Source organism: Pseudoalteromonas sp. McH1-7, assembly GCF_013366255.1.
Taxonomy (GTDB): Bacteria; Pseudomonadota; Gammaproteobacteria; order Enterobacterales; family Alteromonadaceae; genus Pseudoalteromonas; species Pseudoalteromonas peptidolytica.
Genome location: NZ_JABWPQ010000004.1, coordinates 150,120 through 170,595 on the forward strand (window position 1 = coordinate 150,120; position 20,476 = coordinate 170,595).

The following is a 20,476-nucleotide window of genomic DNA, read 5'->3' on the forward strand; positions in this document are numbered from 1 at the left end:
GAAGGGCTGTGGGTTTAGGTGACTTTGCAGGAACGCAAAGTCTTTATCGCCTGGCTCACATAGAATAACCATGCGACAAAGGCTCTGTCTTATATAAATACCAATTGAACTGCTGTAAAAACATACTTGGAAGGTTAACTGGCTCTAATTGGTATAACAAACGACGTTTAGTTTAAATAACAGCTAATACGTGTTAACAGCTCGCAGGGCTGAGTATCTCGAACATCATTTAAATATTCTTCAATTACAGGTATGTCTGCCGCTTCAAAGTGACTGTTTGGTAACCATTGGCCAAATAGATACTCATACGGAGTTTCTAGAGAAGCATAATCCCCTTGATGCAATAAGGTTGCCGTTCTCCCTTTAGGAAGTGAAAATATGCTAAACTCTGACGGTAGTGGCGTGGGAAGTTCAGGTACTAAAATAGTTGCCATCGCTCTTAATTGTTGTGTCTCTATTGTTTGTGGATCGTCAAAATATATCCCAAAAAAGCGTGTATTTTCACTTAAAAGTCCATGCTGCTGAGCGAGCATGTTTAACTTCTCAAACGCTTGACCTATTTGCATATAATCACCACTGTGCTCTAGGCCAATTAGAGACATTGCCTCAGTGTTATCAATTTCTACAGTAAACATATTGGAGTCCTCTTCAGCATTCATAATATAAAAATCCGCAGCACAGTAACGTGCTTTGGCTTGTTCTTGCTGGCGAAATTGGCTGGGAGATTGCTTATATCGTTGAGAAAACGCGCGGCTAAATGCTTCTATGCTGGCATAGCCGGTGAGTTTCGCCACTTTTGCAATCGGATTTTGAGTTCGAATTAACATACCAGCTGCAAATTGCAGACGCATTCTTCTTACTGTAACGTTAATCGTTTCCCCAGCGATTGAGCGATAAACACGATGGAAGTGGTAGCTAGACATATGGCATTGTTCGGCCAGTGTTATTACGTCCAACTCGCTATCAATATTGTTATAGATGTAATCAATAACCTGATTTAAGCGATGGATGTAATGGGATAACGTTGATGCCTTAGTTGTCATAAGATACTTCTTCATATGTTTATTTCAGCCAGTGAAAGCTTCCCCCTCTCACATAGGTGGAGAAGCTATGAATGATAATGACAGAGGTTGATTTGATAATGTTTGCGTATTTGCTCAGGTTGTTTAGTTTAACTCATTATTTTCCGCCAGTGCTTTATCTACAGCCTTTAGAATGGAAGACTTCGTTGACGGCTTGGTAATATAACCGGTCAAACCTAAAGACGCCCACTTTCTTATGATTTCCTTATTCTTATTACTGGTAAGTGCAATGATAGGAAGCTTTTTGCAATGAGAGATATTACGAATATTTTTGGTGGTGTTGTAACCGTCTAGCTCCGGCATAAATAAGTCCATAAAAACCATAGAAAACTTATGCTTTCTTAACGTCTTGATGGCACTGAGGCCACTGGTTACACTTTCTACTTTGTAGCCTTCATCTCGTAAAATTTTGGCGATCATTTCACGGTAAATCTCGTTATCTTCGACAACCATGATCTTTATTTCTTCTTGTTTAGCTGCAATGGATTTAGGCTCGGTTATATCCAATTCTCCGTTATTACCGACAGGGGATACATGTTGAGCGGTTTGTGCATGAGTAGAATTGTCTTTTTCAGTCAACAGCGCAGTAAGCTCAGCAATAGAAAACTGTTTGTCTTTTAGTCGCCTTGTTAATTCGTGAACACTTTCCGACAACTGTTGCTCAAGCTCATCCAATAGCGGAGATAAATGCTTTTGCTTTAATTCTTCTAACAGGTCATCTTGTACTTTGTTTATACCTTTTTCGTTGTCTAAACTACGGCGAGCATTTTGTAGTGTTTCATCTGCTTTTTGATGATAAGCAGCGGCATCATCGATTAACTGTTTCAAGTTATCATCAATGCGGCCAAAATGCTCTTCTCGAATCTTTGCAACCTCAGATTTACCTTCTGTTCGTACTAACGCGTTGTGCAGGATCATACGAAAACGATAGTTTTCATACATGGGTTTGTAAACAAAATAATCTGTGAAGATCCCTTTCATACAGCATCTAAAGGCGATGCCTGACTCTTTATTTTCGCACAGTAAAATATTCTCGTGGGCGTAGTTAAGCAACCCATGTTTGGCTAGTAGGCTGTATATTTCTACGCTTTTTGCTACGGTTTTTCTTGCAATTACAATGACGCCAGGAGGCGCCTCACTGAGTAATTCCGCAACTTCTTTGTGGCTGGTAAAAGTCCGATATTCTTTTACCTGAGATGCCACAATATCCACAACACCGGTAAGCTCCGCAGGGTCATCACATATAATGATAACTTTAGGGTGCCTCTGAGCGTGTTCTACATCTCTTTTGTGCATAATTGACCTCGCTTGATATTGTTCCCTATTTTTGAAGCTAAAGTATTATTTGCTGGATTGTGATTGTTGAGATGCAGACTGTAAAACTGCTTCTAAAAACTTTGATGGCGTGTAAGGAGGGTAATAGTAATAACCTTGTATGCACTCCACTTCGTAGCTTTGCACTACAACTAAATCCTCAACTTCTTCTACCCCTTCGGCAACAACTTCTAGCCCTAACTGATGTGCCATTTCACAGGTGCTTGAGATAATCACTCGTTTATTCGATTGAGCCGCACAGCCATCAACAAAACAGCGATCAATTTTTAGCTCATCAAAAGGAAGTTCATTGAGTTGTTTGATAGAAGAGTAGCCGGTACCAAAATCATCAATAGAAAGTTTAAATCCTTTTAATTTAAGACGTAGTAATACATCCAGTGCACGTTTGATGTTTTCGAGTAGGTGGCTTTCTGTTAACTCTAAGGTGATCTGTGACGTTGGAATATGGTGAGTGTCACAAATAGATTTTAGTTTTTCAGGTAATTTAATGTCTTCCAACTCTTTTACGCTGAGGTTAATACTAAATTGAAGGTGGCCAATGACATCATTATTGTGTTCGAGCAAAGACAATGTTTGTTTAAGCAAATTATAAGAGAGAAGGTGAATAAGGTCATGCTCCTCGATAACAGCAATAAATTGTGAAGGAGGAACGGTGCCATCTTTGTTGTGGTGCCACCTTACTAGAACCTCTGCGCCAATAATCGCGCCAGTGCCGGTGGCAACTTTAGGCTGGAAATAAGCGCAAAACTCCTCTCGCAGCAAACCCTCTTGTATCTCCTCTTTACTGTAAATGAGTTGAGTACCACTATTACTTTCGTTTGTTTTTGATGCGGATAAGAGATTATATAGCTCTTGAAGCTTTGTCGCAGATAAAGGCTTTTCTACACTAGAGATAATGGTAAGGCCGTGAAGCTCCGCGAGTGCAGCGGTATTTTTGATAAAGATATCTTTTTCACCGCTTAATAATGCGATAGGTGCTTTGATATTTAATTCAGCAAAATTTCTTAGCATTTCGACGCCTTCTATCTCAGGCATGTTAATGTCCAGTAGAATAAGCGCAGCTTTACTGAGCTGGTTACTTTGGAGTGCTTTATTGCCGCTGTTGTATCCCATAAATTTGCGAGGAGTTTGGTTGGCGACGAGTAGTTGTAGTTGGGTGAGCATCAGTTCACTATCGTCAATTGCAATGATTAGGGGCTTGTTATTTGCCATAGATGTTCGACCTAGATACTGAACAAATGATCATGGAATATCCTCTACGCTAAGTATAGAAGCTATTTCAGCTTGTGCATTATCAAATAACGCTAAACAATAATTTAATAAGGCTTCTACTTTTTCTGGTCTACCATCCTTAATCGACTCCTCAAGCTCTGCTAATTTTCCAGCAAGTTGTGTTGCACCAACTGCTTTGGCTGATGTTTTCCCTTGATGAGCCATATCTCGTATACGCTCGGGAAGAGATAAGTCAACTTGATCAAATAGGTTTTTTGTATCGCTGACAAAGCTCTTTAAAAATATACTCTGAATTTCTTTATCCGTACCCACATATTCACTCAATATGGCTAGGTCAATATGGTGCAGTTCTTGTGGGTTATCTACAGCAGGCGCTGAAATTGAGATAGCGGTGTCGGCATTATGGTGAATATCTGTAGTAATCCACTTCTTGAGTTTTGCGTTTAGCTTTTGCAGCACAATAGGCTTGGCAATATAATCATCCATACCTGCATCAATACAAACTTGGCGTTCTCCGCTTAACGCATTTGCCGTGGCTGCAATGATCGGAAGGTAGTGCAGACCTTGTGTTTGTTCTTGTGTCCTGCGCGTTTTTGCAAATTCGTAGCCATCCATTATCGGCATATGACAATCAGTGATAATAAGTGCAAAACTATACTGCTCGATAAGCTGTAATGCTACTTTACCATTATCAGCAATGATACATTGGTAACCAAGCATAGCGAGTTGACGTTTAAATAAGTCTTGGTTATAGAGGTTATCTTCAACGACCAAGATAAGCTGGTTTTGAGCTTGTGCTTCTTCAATCCTTGGCATTGAAATGTTACTTGGGTGTGAAGTTACTTCGTTTGTTGATTCAAGCTCAATTAAACCCTCCAAGGCGGCGATATGAGATACTACTTTATATGCGTAGTAAGGATACAACGATAGATGGGAAACACTAATATTAGTAGGGCTAGGTAATACAGCTTGGCTGTTATCTAATAGAATGTATTTGCACCTGCTTGTTGCAATGAAGACTTCTTTTCCTTCGGTGGTAAGTTGCTGGAATGCTTCGGCCGTGATCACGAGATAATCAAATTGCTGGCTTGTAATGAGCTGTGCGTTAAAAAGCTCTCTTGGGAATATCTCGCATTGCGCTTCGTGAATACGAAGCTGATTTTGATGCTCAGCATAAAGCACCATGACTTGTTCTTTTGAGAAGTAGTAGGTATCACTTGGTATATTAAGTTGAATTATGTTCAACGAATTTAGCTGCTGGGGTAGGGGAGCTGCATCAACACTCGCTTGTCTGATTGCGGTGGTTGTTGGTTTATACCAAAAGATTTTTAAACTGTTGATCCGCTGTAACACATCTTGGTTCAACTGCTTTTGTGTTTGTAACTCAGATAAATAAAGTAATTGCTTTTGGCTGGCGAAGTGCTCGACGAACAATACAGAAAGTACGGATGAGAATATGACAACGAGCTGTGCCGTTTGCATTTTTATTGGAGTAGCTTGATAGAGTGTTAGCGCAGAAAATGTTCTGATTAGTAAACCAGTTAATATAATGTAGAACAGGGCAATCATGCAGGATAAAACCAGTGAAACTTGGGCGCTATTGTTGGTTTGGGATACAGCTACAGCAGCTAATAGCTGCATTTCACTGAGTAACACTTTACTCTCGTCGGCCAATAAATTTAAGTAAGCTGTGCTGTTGTCCCACCAAACATACTGTGGCACATCATTATTTACTCCTTGGTTAAAGTTACTCATCTGGTTACGTAAGTAATTAAATTCACTAGATGTAGAGGCGTTTGAGTAGAGAGTTTTTGTACTTAAATTGCCTTTTAGGCTTTCTAACAGTGACAAATGTGTGGAATAAAACTGCAACGCGCTACGCATTGCAAGTAGTCTAGTATCCTGCTCCGCTGCGGTTAAAAATCGGCTGACTTTAGCCCTCAATTTACCACCAAGCTCGATGGCGCGAACTAGACCATAGATATTTTGATACTCAACATTCCCAGTGTCACTCAGGCCACGTATAAAGGTTTGCTCGGTCTGGATCATCCTGACAATATCAATTAATTTGGTGATTAAGATGGTATATCTCAGAAACAACTGTTCTCTATCGGTGGTTGTGTTTTGGCGAGTATCTCGCAGGTTTTTAATATCATTTTCAATCGTTGATTTTAGTAGGTTAAAACTTGGCAAATTAGCGGACGTTTCTGAAAGTAATGCGGTTACTTGTGCGTCCGTTTCTTGGTGATAAGTCTTGAGTCTAATACTGTGTTCAGCCTCTGACTCAAATCCTGTTGACATACCTCGTTCACGTTGCAGGCTAAATACTAATTCAACCACGCTGCTTAGCGCGACGAGATTATCGTGATATTGAACCTGGCCTTTATGTGCTACGCGATTTTTGTTGAACTCATTAATCTCGAAATAAAATCCACCTAAGCAGATCAGAGACAGGAGCACCAGTGCCGTTATTTTTAGGTATTTGTTCACAGTAACTATCTGCGTTTTTCATAAATCCAACTATAGTAAAAAAACAAACAGTGTCTAATGCGATAAATATGAAGACTCCTCAAAAACCGGATAATGAGCAAGAGAGAGTAGCAGCACTCAAAGATTTAGTAATTTTAGACACAGAGCCAGAAGAAAGCCTAGATAGAGTAACCCGGTTCACAGCACATATTTTCGATGTACCAATCGCACTTATTAGCCTAGTTGACACGGACAGGCAGTGGTTTAAGTCAAGGTTTGGGTTAGATGCACGAGAGACTGAGCGTGATATATCTTTTTGCGGACACGCTATTTTGGAAGATACCATATTTGTTGTACACAATGCGTTAGAAGACCCTCGATTTTGCGACAACCTTTTGGTTCAAGGTGACCCCCATATTAGGTTTTACGCCGGAGCGCCTTTAAAATTATCATCTGGATTTACCATTGGTACTATCTGCATCATTGATGTCGAGCCCAGAGAGTTTACTCAAGTCGACTGTGGTATTTTACATCAACTTGCACAAGATATTGTTACTGCTATCCAAAATAAGTAAGCCATGAAAATGATTTCTTTGTATGAATAACATAGGCTTAGCAGTCTTCTCTAATATATTCAGTACCCTCTTTTTTTCCTGTAAACAGAACAAGTATCTAGAGCAATTGGTATCAAACACAAACTCCGGTTAAATAGATTGTAGGATAGGGCTAAGGTTATTTGAGCTGCTATGTAGAGTTAAAGAAATAAATGGGATGTCTTAATTATTCATTGAGTCGTTCAATTGTTGGTGCAATTGTATGGCTAAGAGGTTACAATTGCGACTGTATATCATTGCTATTTAGAGCAAAAACTAGACTACCGTTACATATCTATTTTACCACACTTTACTTGTACTTAATTCGAGCAATGGGCTTTTGATATAAGTAATATAAGGTAAAGTTGGGTTTTGAGTATAATGTCAATTAAAATGACACATACAGCACATGTAACGCTCAATATTATACAGGTACTCGACTCCTTTCATGACAGATATCACAACGCACCAAGCTTCTCGTCGCAGGCTGTTGATTGCGCTTGCAATTACATGCTCGTTTATGGTTATTCAAGTTGTTGGTGCATATTATGCTAATTCTCTTGCTGTACTCGCTGATGCAGGACATTTGTTCGTTCATAACAGCTCTTTATTTATTGCTTTAATCGCCTCCAGTGTTGCTGTTTATCTTGCAAATACATACAACGATGGCTACAAGCGAGCTGAATACACCGGCGGCTTAATTAACGGTATTTTGTACCTTTCTATTGCGGTAATTATTTTGCTTGAAGGCGGAGAACGGCTCTCTCACCATGCTGGTGGTCACGAGCTGGAAGTTAACAGCTATCTAATGTCAATTATCGCTGCTATCGGTTTTCTTTTCCATGGTGCTTCGGCTTGGGTACTGTATAAAGGACGTAAAGATAGTATCAATGTATACGCGGTGTTCCTGCATTCATTCTTTGACTTGTTGTCCACAGTTTCAACTTTTATCGCTGGAGTGATAATTCACTTAACTGGCTGGGAAGTGGTTGATATCCTCTCAAGTATGCTGATTTCATTGTTTGTTTTATTCACTGGTATCAAGGTGATTTGGTCATGTATCAAAGGGCTTGCGATCCCAGCAGAGGTTTTACCTACGGTTAAGGATGTTGAGAGTACGATTGTAAATACAGAGCATGTTGAGAGTGCGCATAATATAACTATCAGTAAGGTAGATGGCGCCTTAGTTGTGGGAGCTCATATTGTATTAAAGCACCATTGTACTTTGGAATCTCATGACTCAGCATGTCGTTTAGAAGTGGAAGAGGCGCTTAAAAAGTTACTCAAAGTAGATGACAGTGTACTTCAGATTGAAAGCCATGATTGCCCTCACCATTAAATGGTGTGGTTAAAATAGATTATCCGAAGTATAGGTTAGATAATTCACTCATTCGGTATTATTGTTATACCTATATTACGAGATAAATAACTGGTGCGACATTTGAATCAAAAACAAGCGCTAATTTTAACAATTGCCCTCGGTGTTTTGGGTGGCTTGGCAAACTTGCTACCCATTTGGTTTTTGGACAGCTCAGAGTTTTTATTCGGTCAGTTATTTGTCTTGTTTGTGTTGCTACTGTGTGGCTGGCGGTATGCCGTGATTGCCGTAGCAGTTTGTGCAAGTTTTCTGTTTTATCGCTGGGGTCATTGTTGGCCATCTCTGGTATTTCTGCTGGAAGTGCTATGGCTACAGTTTGTTTGCGCACGTTTTGGAAAGCCATTTTTTGTACGAGGTTTGGCTTTTTGGTTCTTATTCGGCTTGCCGATACTTTTTATTTTTGGCTATTTTACGCTAGAGCTACCACTTTTAGTCATTTTCACCGCGCTTGCTAAGTACTTAATTAACGCCGGTATTTGTCTTGCTGTCGTTGATTTGCTGAGCTTTTTCTTTACTCGTAGTAAGTGGCAAGGCATGCCACTTAATCAAATTTTAAACTCTACGGTTAATCTCGTTATCGTGTTAGTGGTATTAACAACAACGATAGTACTAACAAACAATTACTATCAGCGAATTGAGAAAGAGATTAACACACAGCTAGAGGCAGCTTCTCAGTCCATCACAGCGCAAATAGATGATTATTTAGATGCTTACCGACGTGCTATGGTTATATCTGCCAGTGATGTGGCTCTTGGTATTGATAAAGCGTACGTTATTGAACGACTACTTAATACGTACAGCAACTTTAGAACAGCAATTGTTACTGATGCTGAAGCTAACGTTACCCACTTTTATCCTCTGCACTTTGCTGCAACGATGAAAGGCGTCACTGCGAATGTGAGTGACAGAGACTATTTTACATACGCTATTGATAACCCAAACGGCTATGTATCTGGAATATTTCAAGGGAGAGGGTTTGATGAAGCGCCAATTGTTGCCATCTCTGCGCCGATCTACAAAGAGGGTGTATTTAACGGAATAGTCGAAGGCTCGTTGATATTTGGCTCTTTTGAGCGGTTTATTCCCAAAATTCTTGCGCAAGATGCCAATTTGGTGGTTATAGATAAGAATAAGCGCGTCGTTTTTAGCTCATTAATGACAGAATTTAAAACACTAGATATGCCAAGTGGCGATGTCTTAAGTGCATTATTTGATACTCAGGCGGCTGTCTATTCAGACTCAACTGGGCAGCTATTGTTCAAGCAAGCAGCTGTATCAACGCAATATGAGTGGTCGGTGATCACACTACTCGATCGCAAATATCTCAATTTTGTCGCGGCTGAAGCTTGGTTGTATGCTGCAGGACTTGCGTTAGTTATTATTTTGCTCAGCTCTGTTTTTGTTCGTCAACTAACACGCCTTCTCGTTCGTCCAATAGTTACATTAAGCCGAGATATTCGAGCGTATGAACCATCTACTCTAATCGAAAACTCAGCAACGTCAGACAGCAGCTTCCTTGAGATAGTAGAGTTGCAGCAGCAGTTCAACCAACTTGCTTTTAAACTTACGCTAAGCTTTACCAAACAAAATCAAGCACGAATTGAAAACGAGCGCCTTAATAGCAAGCTAACCGACTTCAATCGTGAACTAGAGCAACAAGTTACTGAAAAAACGGGTGAGCTTACCAAGGCATTAGAGGATGCCAATGCAGCAAGTAAATCTAAAAGCCGCTTTTTGGCTAACATGAGTCATGAAATTAGAACTCCTCTAAACGGTATTATTGGTATGGCTGACAATTTGCTCCGAGAAACGTCGCTATCAAATGATACGCGCGGGCAGCTAACGATAATAGCCCAATCAGCCAAAAACCTGATGTTAATACTCAACGATATATTAGATTATTCAAAGATAGAGGCAGGAGCATTAAAAATTGATCGCCGCGCCATTGACGTGCACAAAATGCTAGATAGTTTAGTCGGGGTATTTAAGCTCGCCAATGTGAAGCTTGGTGTAGCGTTTCGCTATGAAAAAGATCCTAGGCTGCCCCGATACCTCTTACTTGACGAGTTGAGAGTGACTCAGATAATCAATAACCTGTTAAATAACGCGGGTAAGTTTACACATCAAGGTCATATAATACTTGCGGTAGAATATCGACAAAGTCGATTAAATCTAAGTATTTCAGACTCTGGTATTGGCATTTCACAAGCCCAGCAGGAATTGCTTTTTCAGGAGTTTACTCAAGCAGATCTTTCAACAACCCGTAAATTTGGTGGAACGGGGCTTGGACTTGCAATAACCAAAAAGTTGATAGAAGCAATGGACGGTGAGATTACGTTGCGTAGTGAACTTGGGGTGGGAAGCGAGTTTGTCGTCAATATTCCTACAGAGATAGGAGAAAAAGTCGAAGTTGAGCAGCAAAGCGTGGAGGTACCTAGGTTAAATGGGATCTCGATATTACTCGTTGAAGACAACATGATTAATCAAGTTGTGGTAGGTAAGCTTCTAGAGAAGACACAGTGTAAGCTAGACAAGGTAAATGATGGGATAGAAGCATTATCTGCCATAAAGGCAAAAAGCTATGCGTTAGTATTAATGGATTGCCAAATGCCGAATATGGATGGTTTTAGCTGCACAAAAGCAATTAGAAATGAGCCCGAAGTGTTTGGTGAACCATATATCATAGCTATCACTGCAAATGCCTATGAGGAAGATAAGCACAAATGCTTGCAAGCCGGGATGGATGATTTTTTATCTAAACCTATAGATGTAAATGAACTTTATCAGAAGCTAGCACAGTGGCAGCAAACTGAAATGAAGGTATAAAATCGATTTTTGCCGCTTGCAGAGATAAAGCTTAACAAGTGAACGCCTTTGAAAGTATAGTTTATACTTTCATCTAGAATAAAATAATACGTTCTTTCTCTGCCTACACAAATACATGGACAGCACAGCTAGAGCCTATCGCAACTAGCTGCGCTAGCTAATGTCGTGGTTATTACACCAATTATCTTAATTAAGAGGTCTATTTTGAGGTGAGAAAATCTTGTCGATAACCCCGCTACCGCGTCCTGCTATCGCCAAGGTACTTACCTCCGTGTAGGCAAGGTAAAGACTTTGCTATTTAGTTGTTCTAAAAAGAAATTTTCAATGCTGTTAGCGTCAGATTTACTCCTTCAAATTGAGCAAGTATTAAGTCTAATTGGTATTATGCCCGAGCGCTTTCATGTTGGGTATAAAACTCGAGAAGTGCCTTGATGGCCATGGGTTTGGCAAAGAAATAGCCTTGCATATACTCACACCCCACATCGCGTAAATAGCTCAGTTGATGTTCGTTTTCAACACCCTCGGCAATACATTTCATATTCAAGCTTTGCGCGAGTAAATGAATAGTTCTAATAATTGATTTATTTGCTGGCTTTTCAGTCATATTTCTAACGAATCCTTGATCGATTTTAATAAAGTCCAAGGGAAACTCATTAAGGTAGGTAAGAGACGAAAAGCCGGTACCAAAGTCATCTAATAACAAAACAAAATTAGCACGTTTCATTTCATTTATTGTAGCGCGCGCTTTAACTAAATCAGACATAAATATTGACTCTGTTATTTCTAGTCTTAAATTGTTGCTGGTCAGGCCATGTGCCTGAAGTACTTCACTGAATTGGTAGGCAATATCAGATCGTAGAATATGCACTGCGCTTAAATTGATTGATAAATAGAAATTCGGCGACTGTTCAAATAAAGGTCTCAACTCGGACAGAGCTCTGAGCAGGGCTTGTTCAGTTAAAATTTCTATCAGTCCATTTTCTTCGGCGATAGGGATAAAGTCACTCGGAGGGATCCTCTCACCATCATGATCCCAACGCAGAAGTAACTCAACGCCTGCAAGGTGTCCCGTTGTGGTGTTGATTATAGGCTGATAGTGATTAAAAAACGCATTGCCCTTTACTGCTGTTTTCATTGCGGTTTCAAGGTTCAGCTTTTTACTGATTTCTGCATTCATGGACTCAGTAAAGAACTTAAAAGCATTACGCCCAGACTGTTTTGCATGGATCATCGCAATGTCTGCATTTCTAATTAGGGTATCGGAATCTGGTGCATCGAATGGATAAACAGCGATCCCGATACTTGCAGAAACACTCATAGTAATTCCATCAATCTCTATGCGTTCAGGGATCCGCTGTACCAAACGTTTGACAATATCACTGACATCTTCAATGCTTGCAAAGGACTTGATGAGAACCAGAAACTCATCACCACTTTGACGTGCGAGGATACAATCATCACAGAGCTGCTCTTGAACTCTGTTGGTGATTGCAATCAATAATTTATCTCCAATCCGATGACCATAAGCATCATTTATTGGTTTAAATCTATCTAAATCGAGAAAGAGCAGGGCGCAGCTTTGATGGCTGTTGCTAGCATTGAAAATCGCAAATTCAATGTGTTGTAACATTAAACTGCGATTAGGTAACTGTGTTAGTGCGTCATAATTTGCCAGATACCTTAATTCATTTTCGGCTTTTTTCTGCTCAGTGAGATCTGTCACCACGACGACGAAGTACTCAAGCGTGATGTTGTCTTTTGAAACGGCACTGATACTAAGTTGGACTGGATGAAGGTTATCCCAGCTATCAGTTACTTGAACCTCTTGTCGTAAATATTGGTTTGGGCCGAGCGATTTGAGCTTGCCAATGAGCCCTTGAAAGCGCTTTTCTCCTATCGCGTTGATAAAACGCTCTGCAGTTAGTGCACTTAATGCTTCATCTTCTTGCAATTGGAAGGCTCTGCAAAAGCTACTATTTACAGAAATCGGCTGTAAGCGAGGGTCGAGAATTAAAATCCAGTCATTGACTTGGCTGAATGCTTCACCAAGCATATTTGCACGCATTTGATGTGCTTTTTGTGTGGTTACATTCGTATATATGCCGTGTAGCTCTATCGCCTTTCCCGATGCGTCAAACTCAGCTACTTGACCAAAGTCGTGAAACCAATGCCAGTTATCGTCATTACAACGAAGCCGATAAGCAAGAGAAAGCTGCTCTTTTGTCGGGTTAGCGATGAACTTCTTCCAAGCACGCTCAACTATCTCCCGGTCATCAGGGTGAATAGCATTATAGTGCTCTTGAAGTGTCATCGTTTCACCCTCAAACCCCAATGCCAACGCACGTTGTTGGGTAATTTTTTTGGTCGATATGTTAGCTGACCACACGCCACTTTGAGTAGAGTGCAGAGCCAGTTTTGTTTGTTCACTTGCTTGAGTAACGGCCTTTAAAGCGGTTTTTAGTTGCCGTTGCTTTTGTTTATGTTTAATCACAAAAAAGACCAATAGTAGAGCAGCAGCAAGGCAATATAAAGTAATAGAGAGAGGTGAACGCCATGGTGAATAAGCAACGCTAAACTCCAAATCTACACTCGCTTGTGAGTTATCATTAACCATTGAGCGCGCAGATATGGCCATAGTGTAATTACCCGGTGCCACTTGATTTAAAAATAGCTTGTTTCCTTTTAAATTTGAAAGTGATGAATGACTTTTGCCGTTTAACAGCGCTTGATATTGTGGCTGATGGTAGGCATTAAAATTAAAATCTGAAAATTGTAACTCAATGCCCATATCGTCGAACTTAAAATCTAATGCGTTTGCTATTTCGTTCGGTGCTATATAGCGTCGTTGCTGGCTCAGCACATCTATTTGGGTTAGTCGTAGGTTTCTCGTGGGATTAGGGCCGTCTAGAAACTGATCTGGATTAAATTGCACGGCGCCGTTTACAGTGCCAAATAATAGTTCGCCAGTGTGAGATGTTGCAGCTGCACCACCGTTAAATTCGGAGCTGGGTAATCCTTGAGGCACTGCAAAAATTTGTAGATTTTTACTTGTAGGATCAAACCTGATAAGCCCTCTTTGACTACTCGACCACACGATGCCATTTGTATCGATTAAGACAGTGTAAAGGGTGTTACTTGGTAGCCCCTGTTTAGTGGTTAGATGCAGCTCTGTTTCAAAGGTTGTTTGATTCAGCTGTATCAACCCTTGTGTTGATGTCGCGAGCCATAGTTGACCCGAGGAGGTGCTACGCCAGCTGGTGATTGCAAAAGGTGGTGAGTCATTCGGTGGTTGGTACACAGTATTAAGCGTATTGGTTGCTTTGTTATATCTTAATAGACCTTGATCTGTGCTAATCCAATAGTTTGAATTATCACCAAATATTGGTGGTAGCATTAAAAAGTTTTCAGATGTCGGTAGCTGCCTCGACAAGCCAATGAGCTTGCGTACAATGTTATCTTTAGCATCATATTCGTAATAACCATCGCTACTGATAAAAGGAAAGTAACGTTCTGAATATTTTGCCATCCCCCAGCCATAGCGAGAAAAGAGCGTGCCATCTGGTGTTGGAATATGCTGAATCTTTCTTGTTTTAGTGTTGAATAATGAGGTCTTTGATGCGCTCTGGATCAGGTAAGTCTGTGTCGGTAAATGCTGAGATTTCATGACCGTGAAAACGGCATTGCTACCATATACAGCTTTGGGGTCTCTATTTTGTAGATAAGTGGTGATGAACTGATGGCTACGCGCGTCAACCTCATTAATACCATTTTCTGTGCCAAGTAGTATTGTACGATTGTCAGTGGTGGTAATTGACCAGATATTGTTATTGGTGAATTTATCCTGCACTGCAGCGATAGGGCGAAATCGTAATGAGTTAGACGGCCAAAAGTATACGCCACTGTTGTGAGTACCCAGCCACAGATTGTGGTGTTTATCAGCGTAAAGCTGAGTGATACTCGGATCTGCTATATGATACTTACTTTCAGTTAAAGACAGCACTTTCTCGCTACTTTTATCTGTTCTGTCTATTGAATACAAGCCATGTTCAGTTGCAATAAACTCTCCGTACGGTGTGATTTGGTGTCCCCATATATTTTTATCAGAAACCAATTTATAACTTTTGGGTACAACTAAGCCTTCCTTGCTTAACGGAACTACGAATAGCCCTTCGACAGTCCCAACCAAAAGACCCAAAGCAGAGTCTTTTTTTAACAATTTAACATTGCGCGATAGTTCGGAATTAGATCGGTTATATTTAATTTCAGTTAGTTGTCCACTTGCGAGTGAGTAGGTAAAAAGCCCTTCGGTTGTTCCAACTGCAACAAAGTTGTCTACGAGCGTAATTGCGCGGATATGCTTATCAGCATCGAGGTGAACGAGCGCTCTAGAGCGAAGCGTATCGAGATTTAAGCTGTAAAGGACACTGTTTATTGAAAACAGGATATTATTTTTATGAGGGATAGCGGTCGTGATTGGTATAGGGAAGCCATTGCTATCTATGTGTTTGCCTTTGTAAATATGTTTGGTTTTATAGCTATTAATATCAAGTAAAAAAGCACCATTCATTCGCGTAGAAACTAAGATGTTATTTTCTGATAGGGGAAAAAGGCCGACGATTTCTTGCTCATTCAAATTAGCGCTGGTGTTAATATTGGTTACTGTATTGCCGTCATACCTGTTTAAGCCCTGCAAAGTGCCAATCCAAATAAAGCCATATTTGTCTTGAGTAATAGCGGTAATGGCTGACTGACTCAGCCCCTCTTCAACGGACAGCCTAGAGGTATGTAGGCCAACATTGTGGGCATGGCTGGGGGGAATTATGCAGCAATAAAAAAATAATATTAAAAAACACAATAGCGTTTGCTTCATTAAAAGACCTTTCTATATCCAATCTGGCTTAGTCCTTTAATCCGAAATCATAAAAAACAAGCTGTTATGATCTACTTTTATAACGCTTCAGCTGAGACGCGAAGTCTAGCGGAATTATTATCGAAAGATCAACAAGAAATAGCACTACCTCACAATAAACTTAACATTTTATATACCTTGTTTGTGCTTACATGGTGCGACATAGTTTTGTCATAGGACTATTGTTCAAAAGCTTTGTTGTTGTGCGTGGTTCATTTATACGTTGCTTTGCTGATGCCTTAGAGGTTAGCAGCTTTTTTTCTATCTGCTTATACCAATTATCTTTATTAAGTGGCTTATTTTGAGGCGAGAAAATTTTGTCGATAACTCCGCTACCGCGTCCTGCTTTCGCTAAGGTACCTACATCCATATAGGCAAGGCAAAAGTTTTGCTATTTAGTTGTTCTAAATGAGCAATTTTTAACGCGGTTAGCGTCAGATTTACTCCCTCAAACTTAGCAAGTATCAAGTATAATTGGTATTAAGTCCTGCTAACCTCAACAGCAAATTGATAGATGCAATGTGTAGTCGGAAGTAACGGATCATCTTTGTTTACAGCTATGATTGCAGGGGATAGTCCCTACCTCTTTTAGTGAAAAGAAAATTATTCTTATTTATCGATAATGATACTGTTGATAATTGTTATCGTTTAGATTAAACTAAATCCAGTTAATGAGTTTGAGATTGGTTTTTATTTATGTACGTATGTATTTGCCATGGAGTGACAGATAAAAAGATTGCAGAAACTATCGACGATGGTGCTCGCTCGATGCGCGATCTTAGCCAGACATTATCAGTAGGAAAGCAGTGTGGTAAGTGTTGTAACTGTGCAAAGAAGATATTAAATGAAAAGCTAATTGCAATCGTTGATGTTACCGAACAGGTTGCGTAACTAAACTATACGCAACCATCGTTGTGTTTCAATCTACAGTTGAGACTGAAGGTAGTTCTCAATACCCATCACTTTGATCAGGTGTTGCTGAGTCTCCAGCCAATCTATTTGTTCTTCTTGCTCATTTTGAATTTTGTCGAGCGCCTCGCGGCTAATATAATCTTGCTTCTCTTCACAGAGCTTAATTGCTGCTTGTAAATCTACCAAAGACGCTTGCTCAAACGTCATATTACAGTCGATCATTTCAGCACTATTTTCACCTATTTGTAATCGACCTAAATCTTGTAGATTTGGCAATCCTTCTAGAAATAAAATACGTTCAATCAAGCGATCGGCGTTCTTCATTTTTTGAATTGATACTTTATAGTCTGCTTTATCAAGCTGTGAAAAACCAAAATCTTTAAACATGCGTGCATGCAGAAAGTATTGGTTGATACCAACTAACTCATTGGCGAGCACTTTGTTCAGCCCTATGATGACGTCTTTATCACCTTTCATAGTCGGTTCCTTCTTTAAAGCTGAGATTGGATATAATTAGGCGCACCGATAAGATCAATCAATCGGATCTGCTGTTCAAGCCAGTAAACGTGATCTTCTTCGGTATCGAATAATAACTTTTCGAGGGTTTCACGCGATTGATAATCTTGTTCCTCTTCACAGATTTTTATTGCGTCTTTGACACACTCAACCACCTCTAGCTCTAATTTTAAATCATTCTGCATCATGGACTTTACGTCTTTACCTATCAGTAGATCACGACGCTTAGTCATGTCTGGAACACCTTCTAAGAATAGAATACGCTTGATTAGCCAATCTGCGTGGGTAGTTTCCTCTTCACGTTCATGTTCGAGGCGCTGATAAAGTTTATCTAGACCCCAGTCTTCATACATGCGTGAATGAATGAAATACTGATCGATAGCTGCAAGCTCGTTGGCTAATAGCTTATTAAATGCGTCAATGACTTTTTGTTTACCTTGCATGCTGTTACCTCAAACTATGAATATGTCGCTAGTCTAACGAATTAATTTTTAGTGTCAATAAAAAATCTTTATAAAACATGGTGTTATATATTGATTATAATTCGCATTTAAGTTGATGTTATGGCCTGCCAATACAAATTATTGTTATTTCACTTTGGATAAAAAACGAGCAATACCGAAATTTTTAAAGATTAAATATTAAGCTGCTATTGACACGCTATAAGTAAGTGGTAAATTTAAGGAAATTTCTAAATTAGGTGCAGGGCAGGTTTGGCAAAACTGATTATGTTGATATTGGTGCTACTGGTATCGGTTCAGTCCGTCAACCTTTTTGCGTCTGAAGCTAACCTCCACCAAATAGAAATAGCTCACTTGCAGCAACCTCATGACCATGCTGAAGACGCTAGCATGGAGAATAAAGAACACCATACTCAGGATTGCCACCATTGTGGCCATTGCAGTGGCACACATTTAACGATAGTCATTGTGAGATCTCCAGCCGTGCTGTCTGTGTATACTCACAGCGAAGCCTATAGTCAGGCTCCTGCCAAAGTTCGTACTTTTGTTGAGCAAACTCACCGCCCCCCAATCGTTTAAGCAGTAGCAATCAACGAACATTGTGTCATTGATATTAGCTTTTTACTGATCCTATTTTTTGATTTTTTATAAAGCTAATGTCTTTTGTGTTCTTTGATGATACTGCCCAATAAAGCGCTATACCAAAAAGGTCAGCCTCAGTCGCATTCATGTCAATTGCATTAATTTATCGACTTGGCTTTGATTTCATACCAATTTGACTTAATACTTGCTCAATTTGAAGGAGTAATACCAATTTGACTTAATACTTGCTCAATTTGAAGGAGCAAATCTGACGCTAACCACGTTAAAAATTTCTCATTTAGAACAACTAAATAGCAAAATTTTTGCCTAGTTATCGACAAGATTTTCTCGCCTCAAAATAGACCACTTAATTAAGCAAATTGGTATAAATCTGACGCTAATAGCGTTAAAAATTTCTTATTTAGAACAACTAAATAGCAAAATTTTTGCCTAGTTATCGACAAGATTTTCTCGCCTCAAAATAGACCATTTAATTAAGAAAATTGGTATCACTTTTCTGATATAGCGCCCACTTTTTTCAATACCATTTTGTCCCAAAGCGGCTCAATTAAATGAGCAAATTTGGCGATTACAACACGTGCAAGCGGTGTTATCGCCAACAGTGGTTCGCCTAAAAATAAACCACTTAATTAAGCAAATTGATATTAATACCAATTTGACTTAATACTTGCTCAATTTGAAGGAGTAAATCTGACGCTAACCGCGTTAAAAATTTCTCATTTAGAATAACTAAATAGCAAAATTTTTGCCTGGTTATCGACAAGATTTTCTCGCCTCAAAATGGACCACTTAATTAAGCAAATTGGTATAAAGTCGAAGCTTGTTTACGAGTTTGAGCTGTTGTGCGGGTATTACATCGCTCCTCGTATTACAACAGAACCATTTTAAACGTGTGGTAAATATCAATTAAGCGAATTGGTAGCACCCAAGTTTTGAATAAGGAGTGAGCTTACTTAGCGGTATTAAGCTCACATTAAATTTATGCCTCATTCAAACCGCAGGGTAAGCGCGTTTCACAATATAAGAGTGTCAAATGCAAATCTTAAAAAATTGCACTTTCTGTTTAATGTTCACGGCGATGTTTAGCTCATCTGTATATTCAGGTGAAAGTCATGATGATGACCACGCTGTGCATGAAAATGACAATCAAATCGTTCTCACCCAACAACAACTAGATTTTGCTGGAGTTAAAATCGAAACGCTACAATTGCAACATCATGAGCGACTTTATTTTGCGCCAGGTGAAGTGAAAGCTAATGGTTATACCAGCTATCTTGTTGCACCTCGAGTGGACTCTATTGTACTGGAGCGCCATACCACATTAGGTTCAATGGTCGAGGTTAATGAGCCTTTAATCACTTTGTTTTCCGAAGCGATGGCGCAAGCACAGTCACAGTATCTAATTGCGTCAACGCAGTGGGATAGAGTTAAACGCTTGAGTTCAACAGCCATTAGTGAGCGAGCACGTGTTCAAGCGAATGCTGACTTTAGTGCCGCTTATTCGAGGTTAATAGCACTGGGAGTCGAAGGCACTGCGATCGATGCAATTAAACATAAACCAGCAAGTGAGTTTGGGCACTATACCTTAGTTGCCCAGCGTGCAGGGATTGTGACTCAAGACTCATTCACTCAAGGGCAGCATGTCGCAGCAGGCAAAACCTTAATGGCGATCTCCGATGAAAACGAGTTATGGGTAGATGCGCAGATACAACCGAGTTCACAACTTAAATTAACGTCCGATATAAAAGCATGGGTTAATGTTGAAGGCAAAGATCACGAAGCCCAAGTTATTCAAGAAGCCCACACACTAGATCCAATCACTCGAACTCGACGGGTACGCCTGTTGGTAAAAAACTCAGAACACAAACTGCATGCCGGTATGTTTGTTAATGTTTATTTCCGTATCCCTTCAACAGCACAAGCTATAGCTGTACCTGATGATGCGCTGAGTCGCAGCACTGATGGTGATTGGGTGGTCTATGTTGAAGCCTCGCCAGGTACGTTTTATCCCAAAGAAGTGCAACTGGGCGAACGTTTTGGTGAACAGGTTGAAATTATTGGATTAAGTCCAGGTCAACGTATTGCAATCAACGGTGCGTTTTTTATTGCATCAGAGCAGGCGAAGGCAGGCTTTGATCCACATAATCACTGAGGAAGCT

Annotated in this window: 13 protein-coding genes; 6 read left to right on the forward strand and 7 right to left on the reverse strand. The window is 39.9% G+C overall.

All coding sequences use genetic code 11. From position 1 onward, the window contains the following. Positions 1–167: 167 nt before the first annotated feature. The 4 genes from HUZ36_RS04170 to HUZ36_RS04185 all read right to left on the reverse strand — a co-directional run bounded on the left by HUZ36_RS04170 (position 168) and on the right by HUZ36_RS04185 (position 6,140). Positions 168–1,043: an AraC family transcriptional regulator gene (locus tag HUZ36_RS04170; protein ID WP_176032078.1), complete on the reverse strand. Its 876-nt coding sequence runs from the start codon at positions 1,041–1,043 to the stop codon at positions 168–170. A 123-nt stretch (positions 1,044–1,166) separates the two neighbouring features. Continuing rightward, positions 1,167–2,378: a response regulator gene (locus HUZ36_RS04175; protein ID WP_125253049.1), complete on the reverse strand. Its 1,212-nt coding sequence runs from the start codon at positions 2,376–2,378 to the stop codon at positions 1,167–1,169. A gap of 45 nt (positions 2,379–2,423) precedes the next feature. After that, entirely contained in the window at positions 2,424–3,629 is a 1,206-nt protein-coding gene (locus HUZ36_RS04180; protein ID WP_176032079.1) for an EAL domain-containing response regulator, read from the reverse strand. 30 nt (positions 3,630–3,659) lie between these two features. Then, on the reverse strand, positions 3,660–6,140 hold the full coding sequence (locus HUZ36_RS04185) for a response regulator (protein WP_176032080.1): 2,481 nt from the start codon (positions 6,138–6,140) through the stop codon (positions 3,660–3,662). Between the two features lie 68 nt (positions 6,141–6,208). On the opposite strand from HUZ36_RS04185, the gene HUZ36_RS04190 reads away from it, so the two are divergent. From HUZ36_RS04190 to HUZ36_RS04200, 3 genes are all read left to right on the forward strand, one after another. Continuing rightward, a complete protein-coding gene (locus HUZ36_RS04190) occupies positions 6,209–6,694 on the forward strand; it encodes a GAF domain-containing protein (RefSeq protein WP_176032081.1) in 486 nt (161 codons plus the stop codon). A gap of 466 nt (positions 6,695–7,160) precedes the next feature. Next, complete coding sequence (locus HUZ36_RS04195; protein ID WP_147390024.1) at positions 7,161–8,051, forward strand: cation diffusion facilitator family transporter; 891 nt, start codon at positions 7,161–7,163, stop codon at positions 8,049–8,051. A gap of 102 nt (positions 8,052–8,153) precedes the next feature. Then, on the forward strand, positions 8,154–10,916 hold the full coding sequence (locus HUZ36_RS04200) for a hybrid sensor histidine kinase/response regulator (protein ID WP_176032082.1): 2,763 nt from the start codon (positions 8,154–8,156) through the stop codon (positions 10,914–10,916). A gap of 382 nt (positions 10,917–11,298) precedes the next feature. Here HUZ36_RS04200 and HUZ36_RS04205 read toward each other — a convergent pair whose 3' ends face one another. Beyond that, a complete protein-coding gene (locus HUZ36_RS04205) occupies positions 11,299–15,786 on the reverse strand; it encodes an EAL domain-containing protein (RefSeq protein WP_176032083.1) in 4,488 nt (1,495 codons plus the stop codon). Positions 15,787–16,521: 735 nt separating this feature from the next. Between HUZ36_RS04205 and HUZ36_RS04210 the strand changes: the two genes are divergently transcribed. Then, positions 16,522–16,716 carry a (2Fe-2S)-binding protein gene (locus tag HUZ36_RS04210; protein ID WP_176032084.1) on the forward strand — a complete coding sequence of 65 codons (195 nt, stop codon included), beginning with the start codon at positions 16,522–16,524 and terminating at the stop codon, positions 16,714–16,716. Positions 16,717–16,749: 33 nt separating this feature from the next. Here the strand turns inward: HUZ36_RS04210 and bfr (HUZ36_RS04215) are convergent, their stop codons facing one another. Both bfr (HUZ36_RS04215) and bfr (HUZ36_RS04220) read right to left on the reverse strand, forming a co-directional pair. After that, positions 16,750–17,214, reverse strand: coding sequence for a bacterioferritin (gene bfr / locus HUZ36_RS04215; protein ID WP_176032085.1), 465 nt, complete (start codon positions 17,212–17,214; stop codon positions 16,750–16,752). A gap of 14 nt (positions 17,215–17,228) precedes the next feature. Continuing rightward, on the reverse strand, positions 17,229–17,696 hold the full coding sequence (gene bfr, locus HUZ36_RS04220; RefSeq protein ID WP_125253040.1) for a bacterioferritin: 468 nt from the start codon (positions 17,694–17,696) through the stop codon (positions 17,229–17,231). 270 nt (positions 17,697–17,966) lie between these two features. Here bfr (HUZ36_RS04220) and HUZ36_RS04225 point away from each other — a divergent pair, with 270 nt between their 5' ends. Together HUZ36_RS04225 and HUZ36_RS04230 are read left to right on the forward strand one after the other, a co-directional pair. Beyond that, positions 17,967–18,293 (forward strand): hypothetical protein, encoded by a 327-nt coding sequence (locus tag HUZ36_RS04225; RefSeq protein WP_176032086.1) that lies wholly within the window; start codon positions 17,967–17,969, stop codon positions 18,291–18,293. Between the two features lie 1,057 nt (positions 18,294–19,350). After that, positions 19,351–20,469, forward strand: coding sequence for an efflux RND transporter periplasmic adaptor subunit (locus tag HUZ36_RS04230; RefSeq protein ID WP_176032087.1), 1,119 nt, complete (start codon positions 19,351–19,353; stop codon positions 20,467–20,469). Positions 20,470–20,476 lie beyond the last annotated feature (7 nt).

Bases quoted from the DNA above. Each gene is read 5' to 3' on its own strand.
- HUZ36_RS04210 (WP_176032084.1), top strand. From the start codon at position 16,522: ATGTACGTATGTATTTGCCATGGAGTGACAGATAAAAAGATTGCAGAA.
- bfr (WP_125253040.1), bottom strand. From the start codon at position 17,696: ATGCAAGGTAAACAAAAAGTCATTGACGCATTTAATAAGCTATTAGCC.
- HUZ36_RS04175 (WP_125253049.1), bottom strand. From the start codon at position 2,378: ATGCACAAAAGAGATGTAGAACACGCTCAGAGGCACCCTAAAGTTATC.
- HUZ36_RS04230 (WP_176032087.1), top strand. From the start codon at position 19,351: ATGCAAATCTTAAAAAATTGCACTTTCTGTTTAATGTTCACGGCGATG.
- HUZ36_RS04205 (WP_176032083.1), bottom strand. From the start codon at position 15,786: ATGAAGCAAACGCTATTGTGTTTTTTAATATTATTTTTTTATTGCTGC.
- HUZ36_RS04170 (WP_176032078.1), bottom strand. From the start codon at position 1,043: ATGACAACTAAGGCATCAACGTTATCCCATTACATCCATCGCTTAAAT.
- HUZ36_RS04190 (WP_176032081.1), top strand. From the start codon at position 6,209: ATGAAGACTCCTCAAAAACCGGATAATGAGCAAGAGAGAGTAGCAGCA.
- HUZ36_RS04180 (WP_176032079.1), bottom strand. From the start codon at position 3,629: ATGGCAAATAACAAGCCCCTAATCATTGCAATTGACGATAGTGAACTG.
- HUZ36_RS04195 (WP_147390024.1), top strand. From the start codon at position 7,161: ATGACAGATATCACAACGCACCAAGCTTCTCGTCGCAGGCTGTTGATT.
- bfr (WP_176032085.1), bottom strand. From the start codon at position 17,214: ATGAAAGGTGATAAAGACGTCATCATAGGGCTGAACAAAGTGCTCGCC.